This window comes from Cyanobium sp. Morenito 9A2 (assembly GCF_024345575.1).
GTDB lineage: Bacteria > Cyanobacteriota > Cyanobacteriia > PCC-6307 > Cyanobiaceae > ATX-6F1.
In genome coordinates this window covers 56,068-75,653 of sequence record NZ_JAGQBJ010000009.1, presented here as the reverse complement: position 1 = coordinate 75,653, position 19,586 = coordinate 56,068, and the positions used below count along the sequence as shown (strand labels likewise).

The window sequence follows — 19,586 nt, the reverse complement described above, 5'->3', positions numbered from 1 at the left end:
ACCTAGGCATGTGCCAGGGGCAACGCCGGGCTGTGGCGTTAACCAGACCCTCATCTGCCGATAACGACGCCAGGAATCGGCCCAGAAGAAGGTGTCGATCTCCCCCAGCCCCTGATCCATGGCACCCCAGCAAAAGGTTGGCTTCCTTGCGCGCTCGATCTTCGACGATCTCCTGCAGTCGGCCCGCTCCCGCCGGGATGACGGGCCCAGGGGCGGCCGCGACGACGACCGCGACCGCCGCCCCCCGGCCCCGGCCAACCCCCTGCTGGGAAGCCTCAACCTCTCCACCGGCCCCCAGACCCCCAATCCGGTCGAGAACTTTCAGACCGAGATCTCGGCCTCGGTGAGAATCGGTGGCAAGCTTTTCATCCTTTCCTCCGGCGGTGGCAGCACCCTGCAGGTGACCGACGCCACCAACCCGGCCCTGCCCGGTGCCCCGGCCGTTGCCCCCCAGCGGATCTCCTTCGCTGGCTACAACAGCCAGTCGGTGGCCACCAAGGGCAACCTGGTGGCGGTGGCCCTCTCCCCGATCGACTACGCCACCAATGGCGGTAAGGGACTGGTGCGCTTCTACCGCCTCGCCGGCGATGGCAGCGTCACCGTGCTGAGGGATGTGGAGGTGGGGTACCTCCCCGACAGCATCGCCTTCAACGGCGATGGCACCAAGCTCGTGATCGCGAATGAAGGCGAGCCGATCGCCGGCTATGGCACCGATCCGCTCAACCCTTCCAAGGGTGATCCGATCGGCAGCATCGGCATCATCGATATCAAGGGCATGCCAGGCCGCAGGGCCTTCACCTACACCGATCTGACCTTTGCGGGCCTCACCCTCCCCAGCGGGATCCGGATCTCCGGTCCGCCGGGCACCAGCCAGCTCACCGACATCGAGCCCGAGTATGTCTCGATTCTGGGCAAGTACGCCTACGTCACCCTGCAGGAGAACAATGGGGTCGCAAAGGTGAACCTCGAGGGCAGGACGATTGAGAAGATCTTTGCCCTCGGCGCCGTTGATTTCAGCAAGCAACTGGTGGATCTCACCGACCGTGATGCCAGCGGGGCTGGTTTCAAGCCCATGATCGGCCAGCCCTACGAGGGCCTGCGCCAACCCGATGGCATTGCCGCCTACCGGGTGGGCGGCAGGGATTACTTCATCACCGCCAACGAGGGCGACGCCCGCGACTACCCCGGCTATCTCGATGAGGCGCGTGGCAGCGGCGCCGATCGGGTCAAGCGCCTCAAGGATGACGCCACGGTGGGTGCCCCCGATCGCATCACCACCTTCGGCGGCCGCAGCATCAGTCTCTTCGATGCCGACACGGGCGCCCTGCTCTGGGACAGCGGCAACATCCTCCAGACGATCGCCGTGGCCGCCGGTGTCTACGACGACGGCCGTAGCGACGACAAGGGCGTCGAGCCCGAAGGTGTGGTGGTGGCCAAATTGAGGGGTCGCACTTACGCGATTGTCAGCACCGAGCGCACCACCAGCAGCCTGTTGGCGGTGTTCGACGTGACCGATCCGGCCGCCAGCCGCTTCGTGACCAGCACCGTGATCCCCGGCAGCCTCTCCCCCGAGGGCCTCAAGGTGATCAAGGCCGACGAAAGCACCACCGGCCGCGACCTGCTGGTGGTTTCCAACGAAGTCTCCAACACGCTCAATGTCCTCGACCTGCAGGCGTTGATCGCGGCTCCGCCCGTGGCCGGAGCCGGAGCCTTCAAGGGCACCATGCTCAAGGATGTGGCCGGTGGCGCGGAGCTCAGGATCAACAGCCTGATCACCAATGGTGAAGTCACGGCCGGACTCACCCCCTTCAGCACTCCGTACACCCCCACGGGACTCTTCGACGGCCTGGGCGCCTACGCCAACGGCGACGGCACCTACACCCTGCTCGTGAACAGCGAGCTGGGCGCCGCTGTCGGCTATCAGTACACAGCTGAAGGGCTCACGGGCCCTGTGACCGGAGCCCGCATCAGCAAGTTCATTGTCGACATCGACACCGACGATAGGGCCGCCAACGGCTTCCAGTCGAAGATCCTGCGGGGTGGCCTCGCCTACGACAAGGTGATCGGCGCCGACACCAACGGTTTCGATCGCTTCTGCTCGGGGGCCCTGGTGCAGGCCAACAGCTTTGGCTCCGGCCTCGGCTTCGCCGACCGCCTTTATCTGGCCGGGGAGGAATCCTCTGCGGCCTCCTACCCCGGTGCTCCCGCCGGCGGAGCCTTCTATGCCCTCGATGTGGCCAACGATGATCTCTACGAGGTTCCCGGCTTCGGCCGCGCCGGCTTCGAGAACGCCACCTTGATCAACACGGGCAGTGCCAACACCGTGGCGGTGCTGCTGTTTGATGACTCAGCCGCCCCCCTGTACCTCTGGGTGGGCAACAAGACAGCGGGTGGATTCCTCGAGCGCAACGGCCTCGCGGCCGCCAATGGCTCCCTCTACGCCTGGAAGCCCACCAGTCTCCCCGATGCCAATGGCAGCGCCGGGGCAGACACGGCTGACCTCAATGCAGTGGCCCTCTCCACCCCGGTGGCGGGCCGCTGGGTGAAGCTCGGCACAGGCACCGACGTGTCGGCGCTCTCGGCAGTCGAGCTGCGCACTCTGGCCCTGGGCAAGGGTGCCCAGCAGTTCCAGCGGATTGAAGACGGCGATGTGAATCCCAGCAACGGCCAGCAGGTGGTGTTCAACACCACCGGGGGCAGTGGCGCTGATCTGTACGGCAATGTGCAGACCATCGATTTCATGGGCGCCTTCGCCGCCAACGGCACCCTGGCCCCCACGGGCTCCAGCACCCTGCGGGTGATCTACGACGCCGATCGCCTCGTCAACCCCGCCGAGGGCATTCGCAGCCCGGACAACCTCGCCTGGAGCGCCGACGGCTCCATCTACATCCAGGAAGACCGCTCCGTGGCTCCCTCCAGCTTCGCCACCCAGGAAGCCTCGATCTGGAAGCTGAACCCCACCAGTCTCGATCCGCTCACCGGCCAGGCGCTCACCAGCCGCTGGGCCCAGATCGACCGCAGCGCGGTGCCCGGCGCCTACGGCCAGAGCGATGGTGCACCGCTGGATGCGGGCAACTGGGAATCCTCAGGGATCATCGATGTCTCCTCGATTTATGGCGCGGCACCGGGCAGCTTCTTCCTGGCGGATGTGCAGGCCCACAGCCTCACGGGCGGCAACCTCGGTGGCGGCAGCGGCTACCTGGTGGAGGGCGGTCAGCTGGTGCTGATCGAGCAGCGGCCGGACCTGTTCTGACCAACGACCCGGTTCGGGGCACCTCCTGGTGCTTCGCACCGGGTGTGCTCAGGGCTGCGCTGGGGGCGCTGCGGCTGGTGGTATCGGTGCCGGTTGCGACAGGGCTCCGGCCGCCTCCAGCCGCAGTGACTGCAGCCAGATCGCCACCATGCCGGCGATCGGAATCGAGAGGAACACCCCCAGCAGGCCCGCGGTCCGCTGGCCGATGAAGAGGGCCAGAAACAGCACCACCGGGTTGAGCTCCATCGCCTTGCCCATCACCCGCGGGTGCACGACGTTGTCCTGGATCTGGCCCAGCACGAGCGAGGCGATCAGGGCCCGCATGGCGATGTCGCCCCCCTGGGAGGCGAACACCAGCGCCGTGACCAGCACGATCCCGAGGGTGGCACCGATACCCGGGATCGCATCGAGCACGCCCACGATCACCGCCAGCAGCAGGGCGTACTTCACCCCCACCAGCGGGAACACCACCGCCGTGCTCAGGGTGAGGAACAGCATCAGCAGCAGCTGGCCGTTGATGAAGCCCAGAAAGCTTTGCTTGAAGGTGCGCTCGAAGCGGTCCCGGTGGGCATCCGGCAACCAGCCCAGGAAGCCCCGCCAGAGTTGTTCGCCGTCGATCAGCAGGTAGAGGCTGATCACCGCTCCGAAGATGCCCGTGAAGGCGCTGGTGAAGAGGGTCTGCAGCACCCCCAGCCCCGTCACCAGCCCCGCCTGCAGCAATTGGGTGATCTTGTCGAGGCCGTAGCCCTCCAGGTAACGGTGCAGGGGGCTGAGGTCCTGGGTTTTGAGGGTGTTACGCAGGTCGAATACCAGGCTCTGGCCCTGGTTAAGCACCTGCAGGCCCACCAGGGCGATGAAGGCGGTCGCCAGCACCAGGGCACCAAGGGCCACCACCGTGATCGCCAGGGGCCGGGGGATCCGCCGCTCCAGCCAGGCCAGGGGGATGTTCAGCAGCGCTGCCACGATGCCGGCGGCGGTGAACAGGCCGATCGTGCCCGCGAAGTAGTTGAACAGCACCACGGTGACCGCAGCGCTGGCCACGATCAGCAGGTAGCGGACCAGATGGGTGGTGCTCATCGGCGGCCAGCGGCCCAGGGTGGCCGGATGCTATGCGCCCTCCCCCAGCAACTCCTTCAGCCCCGCCTCATCGAGCACCGCCACCCCCAGCGCTTCGGCTTTGCTGAGCTTGCTGCCCGCCTCCTCGCCCGCCACCACGTAGCTGGTTTTCTTGCTCACCGAGCCGCTCACCTTGCCGCCGGCCGCCTCGATCAGGGCCTGGGCGGCGCTGCGGCTCAAGGTCGGCAGGGTGCCGGTGAGCACCAGGGTCTGGCCTGTCAGGGGGCCATCGGCGCCGCTGCCCCCCGCTCCCGCCCGCTCGGCCTCAGACGCCGCCAGGGGCAGCCCCAAGGCCCCCAGTTGCTCCAGCAGCGCCTGGTTGGCAGGGGTGGCGAACCACTGCTGCAGGCTCTGGGCGATCTCCGCGCCGACGCCGAACACGGCCGTGACCGCCTCGGGTCGCTCCAGGGCGGCGGCGCCCAGTGCGCTGGCGCTGGGGAAGGCTTTGGCCAGGGCCTTGGCGTTCACGCTGCCCACATGGTGGATGCCGAGGCCGTAGAGCAGCCGGTGCCAGGGACGGCGCTTCGAGGCCGCCAGGGCCTCCACCAGGTTGGCGGCTGACCTCTCGCCCAGGCGCTCCAGGCTGGCGAGCAGGGCTTCATCGAGCCGGTAGAGGTCGGCGATTGAGCCCACCAGGCCCCGGTCCACCAGCTGCTCGATCAGCTTGCCGCCGGCGCCGTCCACATCGAGGGCGTCGCGGGCCACCCAGTGGCGCAGGGAGCCGCGCAGGATCGCCGGGCAGCTGGAGTTGACGCAACGGGTGGCCGCCTCCCCCTCTTCGCGCACCAGCTCGGAGCCGCACTCCGGGCAGGCGTGGGGCAGCTCCAGCCGCACCGCCCCCGCGGGTCGTAGCTCGCTCAGCACGCGCACCACCTCGGGGATGATCTCGCCGGCCTTGCGCACCACCACCGTGTCGCCGATGCGGAGATCCAGCTCCGCCAGGCGGTCGGCGTTGTGCAGGGTGGCGCGGCTCACCGTCGTGCCCGCCAGGGGCACGGGTTCGAACTCGGCCACCGGTGTCACCACCCCCGTGCGGCCGACCTGGGCGCTGAGGCGCAGCAGCCGGCTGGGGGCCTCCTCGGCGGCGTACTTGAGCGCGATCGCCCAGCGGGGCGCCTTCTGGGTGAAGCCGGCGGCGTCCTGGAGCCTGAGGTCGTCGAGCTTCACCACCACCCCGTCGGTGGCGTAGGGGAGCTGCGCCCGCCGCCTCTCCCAGGCCGAAAAGAACGATTCCACGGCCGCCAGATCGACGCAGCGCTCGGCGTTGGGATTCACCCGGAAACCGGCGGCCGCCAGCCACTGAAGCGAGTCCCATTGGCTGCTGGGCCGCCCAGCCGAGACCGGCCGCCAGTCGTCGGGCAGGTGCAGGGTGTAGGCGAAGAAATCCAGCCGCCGGGAGGCCACCACCCGGGGATCGAGCTGACGCAGGGTGCCGGCGCAGGCATTGCGGGGGTTGGCGAAGGGGGCCTCTCCCCGCTCATTGCGCTCGGCGTTGATCACCGCGAAGGTGTCATCGCGGATCAGGGCCTCCCCGCGCACCTCCACCCAGGGCGGCGGATCCTCCAGTTGCAGCCGCAGGGGCACCGCCTGGATCGTGCGCACATTGGCGGTGATCTCCTCGCCGCGCTCCCCATCGCCCCGGGTGGCGGCCCGCACCAGCAGGCCGCGCTCATAGCTGAGGGCGAGGGCGTTGCCGTCGATCTTGAGCTCGCTGACCATCGCGAGGGCCGGCAGGGGTTGGCCGGGTTCCGGCAGGCGATCGAGCACCTTGAGCAGGCGGTTGTACCAGGCCTCGAGCTCTTGGCGGCTGAAGCCGTTGTCGAGGCTGAGCAGGCCGATGCGGTGCTCCACGCTTTGAAACCCGCCTGCGGGGGCACCGCCGACGCGCTGGGTGGGGCTGTCGGCGGCCAGCAGCTCCGGGTGAGCGCTCTCCAGTTCCAGCAGCTCCCGGTAGAGCCGGTCGTAGACCGGATCCTCCATCAGCGGGGCGTCGAGCACGTAGTAGGCGTGGGCGGCCCGGTTCAGCAGCGCCCGCAGGTGCTTGGCGCGGGTCTGCGGGCTCGGGCTGGTGGCGCTCACGGCTGGTTGATGCGCGGCCCCCCTCAGCTGGCCGACAGCTTGGCGATGCGATCGACGCGCCAGTCGTCCTCCACCTTCACAAAGGTGAAATCCAGGGGCAGCTCCTCCTTGGCGTCGGACTTGAGCTTGACGGTGAGGATCATCTGGCCCTCCTGCAGCCGCGGGCGCCCGGATTTGAGGTTGCTGTACTTGTTCAGCTGCAGCCCCGCCAAAAAGCGGATGAACTGCTGACGGTTGACGTGGGAGCGGTAGTTCTTGGTGGTGAGCAGGTAGGCGGCGTCGATGCGTCCGGAGGCCACCTGGGTGAAGAACTGCTTGATCAGCGGGTTGATGCCCCGGGCGCTGATCACCAGCTTCACCGCTGTGTAGGTCCAGTAAAGGAGCAGGGCTCCGGCACCGGCCAGCAGCGCTTTGGTGCCGATCTCACGGGCCAGGACCAGATCCATGGGGGCTCGAACGGGCGTTTAAGAGCCCATGAGTCTGACGGACGACCGGCGCAGGCGGGGCACTTCAGACTGGGCCCAGTGACCTGCGGCCGTCGCGGCATGCCCATCGAGCCCCTGTTGCCCCTGTTCCACCGGCTCGACCGGGAGCACTTCGGCGGAAGCCTGGCCCCGCTCGATCGGCCCCGGCTGGAGCTGCGCTGGAGCGATGGGCGCATGAGCCGCACCGCGGGCCTCTACAAGCGCGGCCGTGACCTCTGCGAGATCGTGCTCTCGCGGCCCCTGCTGGAGCCCCTGCCGCGGCAGGCCACGCTCAGCACCCTTTGCCACGAGATGATCCATGCCTGGGTGGACCGGGTGTTGCAGGTGCCGGAGGTGCATGGCCCCTGCTTCCGGGCGCGGATGGCGGCGATCAACGGCGCCCAGGGGACGTTCCAGGTGAGCCTGCGCCACCGCTACCCGCTGCCGATCAGCGCCGCCCGCTGGCGGGCCCGCTGCCCGAGCTGCGGAGTCAGCGCCCCGTACCGGCGCCGGCGCGAGGGGCTGGCCTGCCGCTTCTGCTGCGACCGGTTGCACGGGGGCCGCTGGCATGAGAGCTGCCTGTTGATCTTTGAGCCCACCGCCGCCTGAGCGCTCTAGCGCCTGAGGCCGCCCCGTGGGGCCACCGCATTAATCTCCAATCTGCCGCCGCCGCCGCCATGGACACCTTCTTGTTGGTGCTTCAGTGCTCCGGTGTGGGCATCGCCCTGGTGGGCCTGGGGCGCGAGCGCTGGCTGCGGGGCCGCTGGCTCCGGGGCCAGCGTCAGTAATCTCGAACCATGGCCGGATCCAGCAACCGCCCGCGCCGTCGGGGCACTGAGCCTTCCGAGGCCCGCCGAGAGCAGGGCTTCGATCGTTTGTTGGATGTGGGACGGCAACTGGTGGATGGGGTGGCCGGGGCTCGCCCGGGCTCGCGTCCGTCCGGGCGCTCCGCCGTAGGCCGCGCCGGTGGGGGCGCGGGCCTGGGCGGCCTGGGCCGCTGGATGGAGGGCCGGCTCGATTGGCTCCTGGAAGACGAAGACGACTGGCGCGAACCCTGGCAGGAGCCGTCCCGCCCGCCGGCCGGCGCTCGCCAGGCACCCATCCGCCCGAGTGCCTACGGAGCTGAACCCAACGGGGGTACGGCCTCGAGGGGTTCGGCCTACCGCGCTGAGCCGCCCAGCCCGATCACCCCGACCCGCCGCGCCGCCCCGTTCTCGCCGGCCCAGTCGCGCCGTCAGCCCCTGGAGGCGATCTCCCGCCGCGCCACCCCGCTGCTTCCACCCGTGCAAGCCCGCGCCGCCCAGCCGGCAGGGGAGCCGCGTTCCGATTCCGCCCGCTGGCAGCCGTCGCGCTCCGCTGCGGGCCCGTCCGCATCCCCCCAGGGCCGCACAGCGGGCGTCGATGGAACCCGCGTCGATCAGCCCGGCCCCAACCCAGCCGAGGCAGAGGATTGGCCCGATGCCGATGAGTTCAGCGTCCCCCGTTGGCAGCGACCGGCCCGCTCGGCGGCGCCTGAACCCGGTCCTGTGCAGGGGCCCAGCGCCGCGGCGCCAGCAGCTGGTCAGGGTGGTCGCCCGCTCCCCCGCTCGACCCGCCGCCGGGGCTGAGCCTCGGCCTGCGCCAAGGCGCTGCGGCTGAGGTGCTCCAGATCACCGCCGCCGCTGGTGGCGGTGCAGCGCGCTGCCTAGGTTGGAGCCATCCTTGTGCCCTGGCGATGAGCAATCTGGTGGTGGTCGGCTTCCCCAAGGTGGAGGAAGCGGAAGAGGTGCGGCGCGAGCTGGTGAGCATCCAGCAGGAACACCTGATTTCCCTGGAGGACGCGGTGGTGGTGGAGCACGACGCCGAGGGTGGCGTGCACCTCCGTCAGGCGATCAACCTCACGACGGCCGGCGCCGTGAGCGGTGGCTTCTGGGGTTCGCTGGTGGGGCTGCTGTTCCTCAACCCGCTGGTGGGCGCGGCCGTCGGCGCTGGGGTGGGCGCGGCCTCGGGGGCGCTCACCGATCTGGGCATCAACGACAACTTCCTCAAGGAGGTGGGCGAGAGCCTGCCCCGGGGCAGCGCCGCCCTCTGCCTGCTGGTGCGCGAGTCCACTCCCGATCGGGTGGTGGAGCGCCTACGCCGCCACGCTCCCCACGCCAGGTTGCTGCGCACCAGCCTCAGCCATACCGACGAAGACCGTTTGCGGGGCCTGCTGGAGACGGCGAGCAAGCAAGCCGAGGCCCTCCGCCTGACCTGAGCTGGCTGGCCTGGGGCTTCACCTGGAAGGGGCAGCCCTTGGCTTTGAGTTGATGGTTCACGTCCCCGACCAGTTCCAGGGGCAACTCTTCGGCCATCTGCTCGGCCGAGGTGCTGATCGAGGGTGAGCCGATGAAAAGAGCAGCCAGGAGCTCGCTCCATTGCTCCACCAACGGGGAGGTGCGCTGGTGCAGCAGCCCTTGTTCCTTGAGCAGGCGCAGGCAGCGCTCCTGGTGCCAGAAGGTCTGACGGTTCGGCTGATCCGCGTGGAGCCCATGGGCCACGCGCTGGGCGATCGCCCGGGCGCTGGGCTGGCCGTTGGCCTCCCGAAGGCCCGCCTGAATCAGCAGTCGCCCGAACTGGACGGCGGAGAGCCCTTGGAGACGCCCGAGTTCGGTGAGGGATCGCCAGGGGCCGAGGGGGCTGGCGGTGGGGGCTGAGCGGGTGGCGGCCATGGGGTTGGAAGCGTCGGTGCCAACAATCTGGTAGATGCACATCAAGGTGCAAGCTGTCAAGTCAATTCCGCAGCCTGCCGTTACAGACTCTGCGAACTGTTATGAAGTGCGACCGGTGGAGGGAGCGCCGCTCGGCCCCAGCCAGCGTTCCAGGGCGGGGCTGAACACCTCCCGGATCACGGTCAGTTCCATGCCGCCGCGAAAGAAGCGGTAGTGGCGGCTCCAGAACGGCCCCGGCTGGGCGAAGCGCCCCTGGAGCCAGGGGGCGTTCACCTGGGCCAGGCCATCCACCTCTCGAAACAGCTCGGCTCGATCGGCGGTGAGGCTGCGCCAGATTGGTTGTTGACGGTCCTGGAGGTGGCGCTCGGCCGCCTCCAGGTTCCACCAGCTCTCAGCCCAGGCCAGGGTGGCGCTGCCGCAGGTCAGCCACACCTGACGTCGGATCAGAGGCGGCCTCAGTTCCGCCACCTCCGCCGGTCGCTCAGGGGGGCTGGCTGGATCAGGGTCCCGATCGGGGGCCATGGCGATCAGCTCGACCGTCACCGGCTCCCCGGTGAGCAACTGCAGGTGGCGGGTGGGGCTGCCGTCCCCGAGCAGCAGCAGTTTCCAGGGGCCGCTCAGGGTCTCGCCAGCTTCGCCCGCGGTGACAGCGGCTGAGGGGGCCTGCCAGAGCGCTTGAGGGGAGGGCAGCAGCCGGTTCGGTTCGCTCATGGCTGCGGCGCCAGCACGGACCATCGCTGCGATCGGGTCATGACGGAGTTGGTCATAACGGAGCTGGTCAGACCGGAGCTGGTCAAAAACCGCCGCTGATGCTGACCATCCGTTGGGTGGAGCCCTTCTCGATCACGGCGGAGTCGCCCGAGGCGGAGCGCAGCCGCCAGCCGCTGGAGCCGATCATCTCGCCCACCCCAACACTGGAGGAGCTGCTGCCCACCTGGAAGATCGCTGAGCCGGAGCGCCCTGGCACTTGCACCACGCCCACCAGCTCAGGCCCGCCTCCAGCACTGCCCCCATCCCCATCGCTCCGGGAGACGGAGCTTCCGGCCGAGGAGGCACCGACAGGCGGTGGCGGGCCGGGATGGGTGAGGGAGCGGCTGACGGGCACCCGCAGCACGTTGGAGGAGCGCGGGGCCGCGGCCGAGCCGCCACCACCGCCTCCCCCACCACCTTGGAGGGGTTCCAGCTGCTGCATCCAGGCCTCCTCCGGTGGCGGTGGCGGCAGGGTGGAGACGCCGGTGGCACCCAGGGTCAGGGTCTTGTCCTTGCTGGCAGGGTCCAGCAGGGGCGCCGCGGGCGCCGAGGCAACCGTGGCGCCGAAGCCAATCGTGCGCAGGCGTTCCAGCAGCTGCAGGTTGCGCTCCTGGCGCAGGTCCAGGCGGGCCTGGTTCCAGCCGCGCCAGAGCAGCACCGAGGAACCGGCCGTGAACAGGGCCAACAGGCCGAGCACGGCCGCCAGGAGCTGGGCATCGAGGCTGAGGCTGGGGAGCTGGGGCTTCCAGTGCCGCATTTCCCGGGTCCACTCGGGCGCGGGCCAATCGATCGGGAAGAGGCGGGCACCGCCGAAGAACCGGGAGCCAAAGGGGCGCTCTTCTCGCACCTCCACTTCAATCGCCGGCTCCGCTGGGCTGGCAACAGCACCCACCCCTGCAGCGACGGCTGCTGCCGTTCGTACTGACTCCCTGGCCGCCGCTCTCGCCGCCTCAGCGGTGCTTTGGGCCGCCGCCGGAGGGTGTGCCGTGCTCGCCGGGGCTGGGGCCGCGAAGGCCCCCTGGAACACCCGATCCATGACCTGCTCGGCCCGCAGCTCCCAAACGGTTCTTGAGGTGCTGCTTCGCGGAGCCATGGACGTGCCCTCAGCGCATCGGTGGGAGCACGGTACCTGGGTTGAGCGGGCGTGACGAGGGTGCTGGGGTCCGCTGCCGTTTCTGCAACTCCAGAAAGAGCATCAAGGCGGTGACGTCGGCTGGGCTGACTCCGGGGATGCGGGCGGCCTGGCCCAGGGTCAGCGGGGTCACCGCCGCCAAGCGCTCACGGGCCTCCTTGGAGAGGGTGGCGATGGCGCCATAGGCGGTGCCGGTGGGGATCGGCCGGTGCTCCTGCTGTTTCACCCGTTCAATCTGCTGCAGCTGGCGGGCCAGGTAGCCGCTGTATTTGATGTCGATCTCCACCGCCTCGCGCACCGCCACCGGCAGCGCCACCTCCATCAGGCCGTGGCGCACCAGATCAGCACTGTGGAAGCCGGAGCGCCGCAGCAGCTCCGATAGCAGGATCGAGCCCTTGATCGGGGCGTCGGTTTCGGCGGCGATCGCCGCCGCCGCCGGATCGGACTCCTTGAGGCGCACGGTGTCCAGCCGCCGGGCCTCGGCCTCGATCGCCGCCTGTTTGGCCTCGAAAATCTCCCAGCGACGGCCATCGATCAGCCCTAGCTCCCGCCCCAGGGGGGTGAGGCGCCGGTCGGCGTTGTCGCCGCGGAGCACCAGCCGGTACTCGCTGCGGCTGGTGAGCACCCGGTAGGGCTCCTTGAGGTCCTTGGTGACCAGATCGTCGATCAAGGTGCCGATGTAGCTGCCCTCGCGGGGGAAATGCACGGGCTCCTGGCCCCGCAGGCGCCGGGCGGCGTTGAGGCCGGCCACCAGCCCCTGGGCGGCGGCCTCCTCATAGCCGGTGGTGCCGTTGAGCTGGCCGGCGCTGAACAGCCCGGCCACGCGCTTGGTTTCCAGGGACGGCTTGAGCTGGGTGGCCGGTAGATAGTCGTAATCGACGCTGTAGGCGGGCCGCAGCATCACGCAACGCTCCAGGCCCGGCAGGGTGCGCAGCAGCTCCAGCTGCAGGCTCTCGGGCAGGCCGGTGGAGAAGCCCTGGATGTAGAGCTCGGGGGTGTCGCGACCCTCGGGCTCCAGGAAGATCTGGTGGCTCTCTTTATCAGCGAAGCGCACGATCTTGTCTTCGATCGAGGGGCAGTAACGCGGCCCTTTGCTGTCGATAAAGCCGCCGTAGATCGGGGTGAGGTGCAGGTTGTCGCGAATGAGTTGATGGGTGGCGGCGGTGGTGCGGGTGATGTGGCAGCTCATCGGCTCCCCGCTCACCCAAGCGGCCGGATCGAAGGAGAAGAAGCGATCGGCGGCTTCGCTGGGTTGCTCCTCCAACTGATCGAGGGCAACGCTGCGGCGGTCCACCCGCGCCGGGGTGCCGGTCTTGAGGCGATCGGTGCGAAAGCCCAGGGAAGCCAGGGCTTCGGTGAGCCCCTCGGCCGCCTGCTCCCCGGCCCGGCCGGCCGCCATCGAGCGGTCCCCCACCCAGATGCGGCCCCCCAGGAAGGTGCCGGTGGTGAGCACCACGGTCCCGGCCCCGTAGACACTGCCGAAATAGGTGCGCACCCCCGTGATCCGGGCGTCCCCCGCTTCCGGGTCGCCCTCCACCACCAGGTCGGTGACCATCGCCTCCCGCAGGGCCAGGTTCGGGGTGTGCTGCAACAGTTGCAGCATCTGGCGGGCGTACTGGCGCTTGTCGGTCTGGGCGCGCAGGGCCCACACCGCCGGGCCGCGGCTGGCATTCAGCACGCGCTTCTGCAGGGCGGTGGCATCGGCCAGTCGCCCGATCACCCCACCGAGGGCATCCACCTCATGCACCAGCTGGCTCTTGGCCGGACCGCCCACGGCCGGGTTGCAGGGCTGCCAGGCGATGCGGTCGAGGTTGAGGGTGAACAGGGCCGTGCTGATCCCCAGGCGCGAGGCGGTGAGCGCCGCCTCGCAACCCGCATGGCCGCCACCAATAACGATCAGCTCGAAGCTTTCGGTGGGGGCCAGCTCGGATCTCATGCTTTCAATGTATGGGTTGACACTGGCCTTCGCCATGCAGGGCGCCTTCGCAGTCCAGGGCCGCCTGGGCCTTCTACCTGAAGCTCAAGCTCTTCTGGTCGATCGTCATGCGGTGGCTGTGGTCAAAACTGCCGTCGAAGTGGACCTTGAAACCCATAAAGCGGGGCTCCGCCTGCCTGGCGCCGGGGGCGTCATCGCCGTCATGGTCCTGGGGGTTGCCGGCGGTGCACTCTCTCCCATGAACACGTAGCGGCCGTCCTTGGCCTTGGCGCTCAGCACCGATTGGTCGGGTTGGATCAGTCGGGCTTCATCGCGGACCTGCAGGGTGACATCACCATGGAGCTGGGGGGCCTGGGGTGCCCACGGGGTTCTGGGTGTCCTGGCAGAGAAAGGTGATGGGCGCTGGGCCGCCACAGCCGGTCAGCAACGCCGCCAGGGCCAAGGCACTCGCCGCGTGGCCTTGAATGGCAAACCCCCTGGGCGTGGAGTGGTTTCAGTCATCGGACGCTCATCCACCGGGCACTTTTTCATTCAACGAGAGGCTTTGGGATCCGAGCTTTTGCCGCGCTGGGAGCTGGCCGTTGTTGATGATGCCGATCGCTTGTGCTGAACGCCCTAACCTCCTGCTCTGAACTTCAACTCCCCTGCAGGGGGCGGACGGGATGGGCGTTTCAGGGGCGAATGGGTTTCCGGAGCGCAGGCACACCCGCTACCCCTTGCCCACCACCCTGGCGCCGGTGGTGGCGGAGTTCCGCGGCCCCGCTGGAGAGGTGCTCACCGGGCGCCTCTGGGATATCAGCGCCGCAGGCGCCTGCCTTTACCTCTCCAAGACGGCGGTGGTGGCGGAGGACACCCTTGGGGTGCTCTCGGTGAGGCTGGCGGACAACCTCCAGGAGCTCTCCCTGCCGGTGCAGGTCTGCTGGTCGTCGACACCCTCGCCCCTCACCACCTTGCTGGGGATGGTGTTCAGCGAGGGTCTGCTGGCCCCCGGCACCTTCCTCGACGAGTACATGAAAGGCTCTTGGACCGAGCGGCTGGAGCTCTACCGCTCGGCCAAGGTGCCACGGTTTTCATAGGGTCAGGGGTGCCAGGGGCTCGATCTCCGGCCGCCGGCCCCCCACCTGGTTGGTGCGCAGCACCAGGGCCGAGGCCCCATGCTCGAGGAACACCTTGATCACGGTGTCGGAGGCGAGCCGCGGCAGCATCGTCCGCCAGCTGCTCAATCCCCGGGCCAGGTTGGCCAGGGGCCGATCCTCCAGGCTGCTCCCCAGCAGGTAGGCGTTCTGGCGCCAGTCGGCGCGGGTGCGCCCCAGGGGATGCAGCTCCCGCCTCAGGGCGCGCTCCAGCCGCAGCAACTGCGCCAGCCGCTGGGCCGGCTCGGGGTTCTCGCGCTCCCACTCCCGGCGCAGGGAGGGATCCACGGCCTGGATCTGCTCCAGCAGCAGCCGGATGGCGCCGAACAGGGCCTGGTTGGAGTCCTGGGCGCAGTTGTTGGCGGGACCGACGAAGGTGGCGCCGGTGCCATCCCCCACCCGGTAGCGGGCGGTCATCGCCGCCAACTGGCACTCGAACAGGGCCAGGGGGGAGCGCAGCTCGTCCCCCACCTGGTAGGGGGCGGTGAAAGGCGGGAAGCGGATCAGGATGTCGGCCACGGGGCGGGTGCCGAGCCAGCCCGCCTGTCGATCGCCCATGTAGCGCCACCAGCTGTGGGCGCCGGCGATCACGCCATCGCCGTTGTGGGCATACACCTGGTGGTAGTCGATCGCCAGGGACGGCTCTGCGGCGAGCGGTTCGAGCACCACCTCGGCGGTGCCGTAGGCGAAGTGGCCGAAGATCAGGCCCGAGGCCGCGGCCGCCTCCCGCCGCTGGCCGCCGATGCCGCCGTAGACGTGCAGCACCAGCAGGCGATCGCCGATCCGCCAATCGGCGAGCGGGGCCTGGGGATTCGCCGGGCGGCCGCTGACCAGCACCGAGCTGAGGCTGCCGGCCGTGGTGTCGGCCCAGGCCTCACGCTTGAGGTAGCGCCAGGCGGCGCGCCGGCCGCTGATCACCCGCTCCGGCGCCAGGCGCATCAGCGCCCGCGGCGCCATCGACTGCACCACCAGCCGGCCCCCGCCATCGCTCACCCCGGCGACGTACCAGCCCTCGCGATTCGGCGGCAGTTGGTTCAGGTCGGTGCTGGTGGAGGGCGGCAGGCCTTCGCTGTTGGCGATGGGCTCCGGCAAACGTAGCTGCAGGGCGGCGCCACTGAAGCTGCGCCGCAGGGGGTCGAAGGCCACGGCTTGCCAGAGGTCGTCGCCCTGGGGTTTCTGGAACTGCACCAGGGCCAGGGCCATCCCGCTGGTCTGGCGCGGCTCGGCGACGATGTGCAGCTCTGATGCCCCGCTGGTCGTCTCGATCCGCACCGGCTCCGGCAGGGCCACGAACTGGTCGTCATAGGGACGGGCCCCGGCGAGGGATTCCAGCGGCGTCACCTGGCGCCAGCCCTCCAGGCGCACCGGGTGCACCCCACCCTGGCGGAGGCTGTGGCGCGCCTCCTCGCTGAAGTGCACATCGAACACGATGGCGGCCAGGCGGGGGTCGTCCCAGTGCAGGCGCAGGGTGCGGCCCACCAGCTCGGCCGCCTCGGCGGGCGCCTGGAACACCTCGAAATCCACGCCACCGTCACGCTGTCCAGGGGCCGGCAGGATCAGGCGGCCGAGCCAGGGCTCCAGGGGCCGGAAGGGGCCGGGGGTGGGCTCCAGCTGCCCAGTGTCGCGGGCCCGATCAAGTTGGTGCCAGCGGTTGGCCCGGGCCAGGCCGTAGCTGCTGCCCTCCGGGAGCGCCAGGGGCGGCACCACCTGCCTCTCGCTGAGGATCGCGGCCACCAGATCCAAGGTCTGCTGAAGAGGGCTGCGGCCATCGGGGAGCCGCGCCTCCCCATCGAGGAGGCCGCCGGGGAGCTCATGGCCCACGGGACCCAGGGGGATCAGGCTCACCTTGCCCCGCCGCCGGGCCCGGTTCCAGTAGGAGAGCGCCACCAGGGGCCAGCGCCGGGGGAAGATGATCCGCCCGAAGCGCTCGACGCGATCGCGATCCCCTACCAGGTGGTAGAGGTGCTGGACCTGGAGAAAGGGGTTGCCGCCGGCGAACACCCCCCCCAGGGAGATCACCTCGATCGGGGCCTCCAGGGCGCGGCGCAGGTAGGGCAGGGCCCCCAGGGAAATCTGGCCGCCACCGCTGAAGCCCAGCAGGGTGATCGGCAGGCCCGTGCCGAGCGGGTAGCCGTTGGCCACCAGGCTGTCGACGATCACCTGGGCGATGCCCTGGTTGTAGATCGGCCCGTAGCGCTCGTCGGCGGAGACCGCCACCACGGTGACGTTGCGCAGGTTGATGATCAGCCCCAGCAGGCTGCGGGGGTTCTTGAGGCGCAGGCGATCCACCCAGCGCCAGAACACCGCCAGCCAGCCCATTTCGGTCAGCGGCACGTTGACCACCGAGTAGGGCATGATTCCGCGCACGATCGGCGTGTCATCCGGCAACCGCTGGGCGAGGCGGCGCAGGAAGTCTTCGCCTTCGGGCAGGGCCTCGGCGGAGGCCTGGCCGATGCCATCGAGGTAGACGACCATGCGCGCCAGGGGTTGCTCGCCGCGCCGCGGTGTGGCCAGCACCCCCGTCGCCGGGTGGCCCTCGACACCGCCGCCATACCAGCCCGCCCACCAGCCCAGGGCTTCGAGCGGAGCGAGCAAGGCGGCGATCAGGAACAGCAGCGCCCCGATCGTGACCAGCTCGATCGCGACGCCGAACGTGCGATGCAGCAGCGCATAGAGCGGTGCCAGGGCCAGGCCGGCGCCCGGCAGCAGCACCAGGGCCAGGGCGACCAGCAGCCACCAGCGGCGGGAGAAGGGGGGCAGCTTCATCGCCGCCCCGAGCGCAGCAGGGCCTGCAATTGCGGCTGGTCGCTGACCACCGCCACACCGGCGGCCCGATCCAGCAGTTGCTGGCCCAGGGCGATCACGGGCTGGCCGGCGGTGCGCTCCAGCAGCTGGCTCAGCAGCCAGCCGCCGATCAGACAGGCGAAGGCGCTCCAGGACCCCAGACCGGTGACCGTGTGCAGACCGACCACGAAGGCGATCGCGGTCCAGAGCGAGAGCAGTGACAGCAGCGGCACCCCCAGGTAGGGGAGCACCCCCAGGAAACTGAGCAGCTGGGGGGCGTAGGCCAGGGCGAGGGCGCGCACCACCAGGGCCAAGGGCACGGGGTTGCGGAACACCAGCTGCGCCACCAACGCCGTGCTCAAGGCCCAGACCAGGAACCCGAAGGCGAACAGCAGCGTCTGCACCAGCAGCGTGAGCAGGAAACGCAGGGGCGTGACCCGGTTGATGAACAGGATGAATCCCTGGGCGATCTCCCGGCTCAGTCCCGCCGCCAGCACCAGCGGCAGCCCCAGTCCCGGCAGCTCCCGCAGGGCGTGGAAGCTGGCCGGATCCAGGGCCAGGGCCCCGGGGATCAGCGCGCTGAAGCTCGCCACAGCTGGCACCGAGGTGGACGTCGTTCTAGGCCCCCGACGCCAGACTGGCTGTTCCCTTTGCCCCGCGTCCCGTGCACAGCGCCGTTCAGGAGTACTACGGACGCACCCTGGCGGGCACGGATGATCTGCGCACCGACGCCTGCTGCGATGCCAGCGCTCTGCCCGAGCACTTGAAGCCGCTGCTGGCGCGGATCCACCCCGAGGTGATCGAGCGCTACTACGGCTGTGGCCTGGTGGCACCGCCCTTGCTGGAAGGCATGCGGCTGCTGGATCTGGGCTGCGGCAGCGGTCGGGATGTGTACCTGCTCGCCCAGCTGGTGGGGGCCAGCGGCGAAGTGATCGGCGTCGACATGACCCCCGAGCAACTGGCGGTGGCCGAAGCCCACCGCGCCTTCCAGGCCGAGGCCTTCGGCTACGCCAACGTGCGCTTCCTTTCGGGTCTGATCGAGCAGCTGGGGGCCTTGCCCCTGGAGCCCGCCAGCTTCGATGTGGTGGTCTCCAACTGCGTGGTCAACCTCAGCACCGACAAGCTGGCCGTGCTGCGGGGGGTGCGGCGGTTGCTGAAACCCGGGGGTGAGCTGTACTTCGCCGATGTCTACGCCGACCGGCGGGTGCCGATCGAGCTGCAGGGCGATCCGGTGCTCTACGGCGAATGCCTGGGCGGGGCGCTCTATGGCCCCGATTTCCTGCGGCTGGCGCGGCAGGCGGGCTTCGCCGATCCGCGGATGGTGGAGGAGCGGCCCCTGGCCGTCAGCGATCCGGAACTGACGGCGAAGCTGGGGGCGCTGCACTTCCGCTCGGCCACCTATCGGCTGTTCGCCTTCGACGACCTGGAGGAAACCCGAGAGGATTACGGCCAGACGGCGATGTACCTGGGCACCATCGTCGAGCAGCCGGAGACGTTGGCGTTCGATCGGGACGTCCAGTTCAGGCGCGGGGAGAGCCGACGGGTGGATGGCAACACGGCGCGGATGCTCAGCGAGAGCCGACTGGCCCCCCATTTTGAGCTGCGGGGCGATCGCTCCCGCCACCGGGGCCCGTTCGTGGCGGCGGCGGCTGAAGCGGATCCTGCTCCCGCGCCAGCCTGTTGTGGCTGAAGCGGCCGGCCCCTATGCCCTCTGGCTGTTGGCGGCGCCAGAGCAGGCCCAAGTTCTGCAGGCGTTGATCGAGCGCCTGGCCGAGCGTTACGCAGCTCCCACCTTCGCTCCCCACGTGACCCTTTGCGCTGGCGATCGGTCGGGGGCTTTGAAGTCTCTGCTGGAGGCCACCGCCGTGCTCGCCCAACGCCTGGCGCCCCTGGAGTTGGAGCTGGCAGCCCCCGCCTGGCGCGACGACTTTTTCACGTTTTTCTATCTGCCGCTGCCGAATCTTTGTACCGCCGAGCTGCTGGAGCAGGCCGAGGCGGCTTTCCCGGGCAGCGACGGGCCGCCGGTGGGGCCCCACCTGAGCCTGCTCTACGCCGAGCCGGAGCAAGGGCAACCCGGCGGTGCGATCGATCGGGAGGCTATGGCCGGGGAACTGGTGCCGGAGCTGCCCCGGTTGATCCGCTTCGAGGCCCTGGCCCTGGTGCGGCCGGGGCCCGGCGGTTGGCGCCACGGCTGGCCCTGGCGACTGGAGGGCCGCTTCAAGCTGGGGGCGGCGTAGGCGGCCCCAGCC

17 protein-coding genes are annotated in these 19,586 nt (G+C 69.7%); 8 read left to right on the top strand and 9 right to left on the bottom strand.

Features of this window, described 5'->3' with window-relative positions:
• The first annotated feature begins 118 nt into the window (after nt 1-118).
• On the top strand, nt 119-3,253 hold the full coding sequence (locus KBY88_RS11530; protein WP_254940083.1) for a choice-of-anchor I family protein: 3,135 nt from the start codon (nt 119-121) through the stop codon (nt 3,251-3,253).
• Between the two features lie 48 nt (nt 3,254-3,301).
• Here the strand turns inward: KBY88_RS11530 and KBY88_RS11525 are convergent, their stop codons facing one another.
• Genes KBY88_RS11525 through KBY88_RS11515 form a run of 3 tightly spaced genes read right to left on the bottom strand, consistent with a single transcriptional unit; the run spans nt 3,302 to nt 6,894 of the window.
• Nucleotides 3,302-4,330, bottom strand: coding sequence for an AI-2E family transporter (locus KBY88_RS11525; RefSeq protein ID WP_254940082.1), 1,029 nt, complete (start codon nt 4,328-4,330; stop codon nt 3,302-3,304).
• A gap of 30 nt (nt 4,331-4,360) precedes the next feature.
• Nucleotides 4,361-6,448, bottom strand: coding sequence for an NAD-dependent DNA ligase LigA (ligA, locus tag KBY88_RS11520; RefSeq protein WP_254940081.1), 2,088 nt, complete (start codon nt 6,446-6,448; stop codon nt 4,361-4,363).
• 23 nt (nt 6,449-6,471) lie between these two features.
• Nucleotides 6,472-6,894: a hypothetical protein gene (locus KBY88_RS11515; RefSeq protein WP_254940080.1), complete on the bottom strand. Its 423-nt coding sequence runs from the start codon at nt 6,892-6,894 to the stop codon at nt 6,472-6,474.
• Between the two features lie 99 nt (nt 6,895-6,993).
• Between KBY88_RS11515 and KBY88_RS11510 the strand changes: the two genes are divergently transcribed.
• From KBY88_RS11510 to KBY88_RS11500, 3 genes are all read left to right on the top strand, one after another.
• Nucleotides 6,994-7,521 carry a SprT family zinc-dependent metalloprotease gene (locus KBY88_RS11510; RefSeq protein ID WP_254940079.1) on the top strand — a complete coding sequence of 176 codons (528 nt, stop codon included), beginning with the start codon at nt 6,994-6,996 and terminating at the stop codon, nt 7,519-7,521.
• A gap of 188 nt (nt 7,522-7,709) precedes the next feature.
• Entirely contained in the window at nt 7,710-8,519 is an 810-nt protein-coding gene (locus KBY88_RS11505; RefSeq protein WP_254940078.1) for a hypothetical protein, read from the top strand.
• A gap of 107 nt (nt 8,520-8,626) precedes the next feature.
• Nucleotides 8,627-9,148 carry a DUF1269 domain-containing protein gene (locus KBY88_RS11500; protein WP_254940077.1) on the top strand — a complete coding sequence of 174 codons (522 nt, stop codon included), beginning with the start codon at nt 8,627-8,629 and terminating at the stop codon, nt 9,146-9,148.
• Here KBY88_RS11500 and KBY88_RS11495 read toward each other — a convergent pair.
• The 4 genes from KBY88_RS11495 to mnmG all read right to left on the bottom strand — a co-directional run bounded on the left by KBY88_RS11495 (nt 9,069) and on the right by mnmG (nt 13,420).
• Nucleotides 9,069-9,602, bottom strand: a complete 534-nt coding sequence (locus tag KBY88_RS11495) for a hypothetical protein (RefSeq protein ID WP_254940076.1) — start codon at nt 9,600-9,602, stop codon at nt 9,069-9,071. The genes KBY88_RS11500 and KBY88_RS11495 overlap by 80 nt on opposite strands.
• 99 nt (nt 9,603-9,701) lie before the next feature.
• Nucleotides 9,702-10,313, bottom strand: coding sequence for a chorismate lyase (locus KBY88_RS11490; protein WP_254940075.1), 612 nt, complete (start codon nt 10,311-10,313; stop codon nt 9,702-9,704).
• Nucleotides 10,314-10,395: 82 nt separating this feature from the next.
• Nucleotides 10,396-11,445: a hypothetical protein gene (locus tag KBY88_RS11485; RefSeq protein WP_254940074.1), complete on the bottom strand. Its 1,050-nt coding sequence runs from the start codon at nt 11,443-11,445 to the stop codon at nt 10,396-10,398.
• 10 nt (nt 11,446-11,455) lie between these two features.
• Nucleotides 11,456-13,420 (bottom strand): tRNA uridine-5-carboxymethylaminomethyl(34) synthesis enzyme MnmG, encoded by a 1,965-nt coding sequence (gene mnmG, locus KBY88_RS11480; RefSeq protein WP_254940073.1) that lies wholly within the window; start codon nt 13,418-13,420, stop codon nt 11,456-11,458.
• Nucleotides 13,421-13,436: 16 nt separating this feature from the next.
• On the opposite strand from mnmG, the gene KBY88_RS11475 reads away from it, so the two are divergent.
• Entirely contained in the window at nt 13,437-13,670 is a 234-nt protein-coding gene (locus tag KBY88_RS11475) for a hypothetical protein (protein ID WP_254940072.1), read from the top strand.
• 412 nt (nt 13,671-14,082) lie between these two features.
• Nucleotides 14,083-14,496 (top strand): PilZ domain-containing protein, encoded by a 414-nt coding sequence (locus KBY88_RS11470; RefSeq protein ID WP_254940071.1) that lies wholly within the window; start codon nt 14,083-14,085, stop codon nt 14,494-14,496.
• Here the strand turns inward: KBY88_RS11470 and KBY88_RS11465 are convergent.
• Together KBY88_RS11465 and KBY88_RS11460 are read right to left on the bottom strand one after the other, a co-directional pair.
• A complete protein-coding gene (locus KBY88_RS11465; RefSeq protein ID WP_254940070.1) occupies nt 14,491-17,319 on the bottom strand; it encodes a hypothetical protein in 2,829 nt (942 codons plus the stop codon). The genes KBY88_RS11470 and KBY88_RS11465 overlap by 6 nt on opposite strands.
• A complete protein-coding gene (locus KBY88_RS11460; protein ID WP_254940069.1) occupies nt 17,316-17,930 on the bottom strand; it encodes a hypothetical protein in 615 nt (204 codons plus the stop codon). The genes KBY88_RS11465 and KBY88_RS11460 overlap by 4 nt, the downstream gene beginning before the upstream one ends.
• A gap of 71 nt (nt 17,931-18,001) precedes the next feature.
• On the opposite strand from KBY88_RS11460, the gene KBY88_RS11455 reads away from it, so the two are divergent.
• Nucleotides 18,002-19,027, top strand: a complete 1,026-nt coding sequence (locus KBY88_RS11455) for a methyltransferase domain-containing protein (protein ID WP_254940068.1) — start codon at nt 18,002-18,004, stop codon at nt 19,025-19,027.
• Nucleotides 19,020-19,574, top strand: coding sequence for a hypothetical protein (locus KBY88_RS11450; RefSeq protein WP_254940067.1), 555 nt, complete (start codon nt 19,020-19,022; stop codon nt 19,572-19,574). The genes KBY88_RS11455 and KBY88_RS11450 overlap by 8 nt, the downstream gene beginning before the upstream one ends.
• Nucleotides 19,575-19,586: the final 12 nt, after the last annotated feature.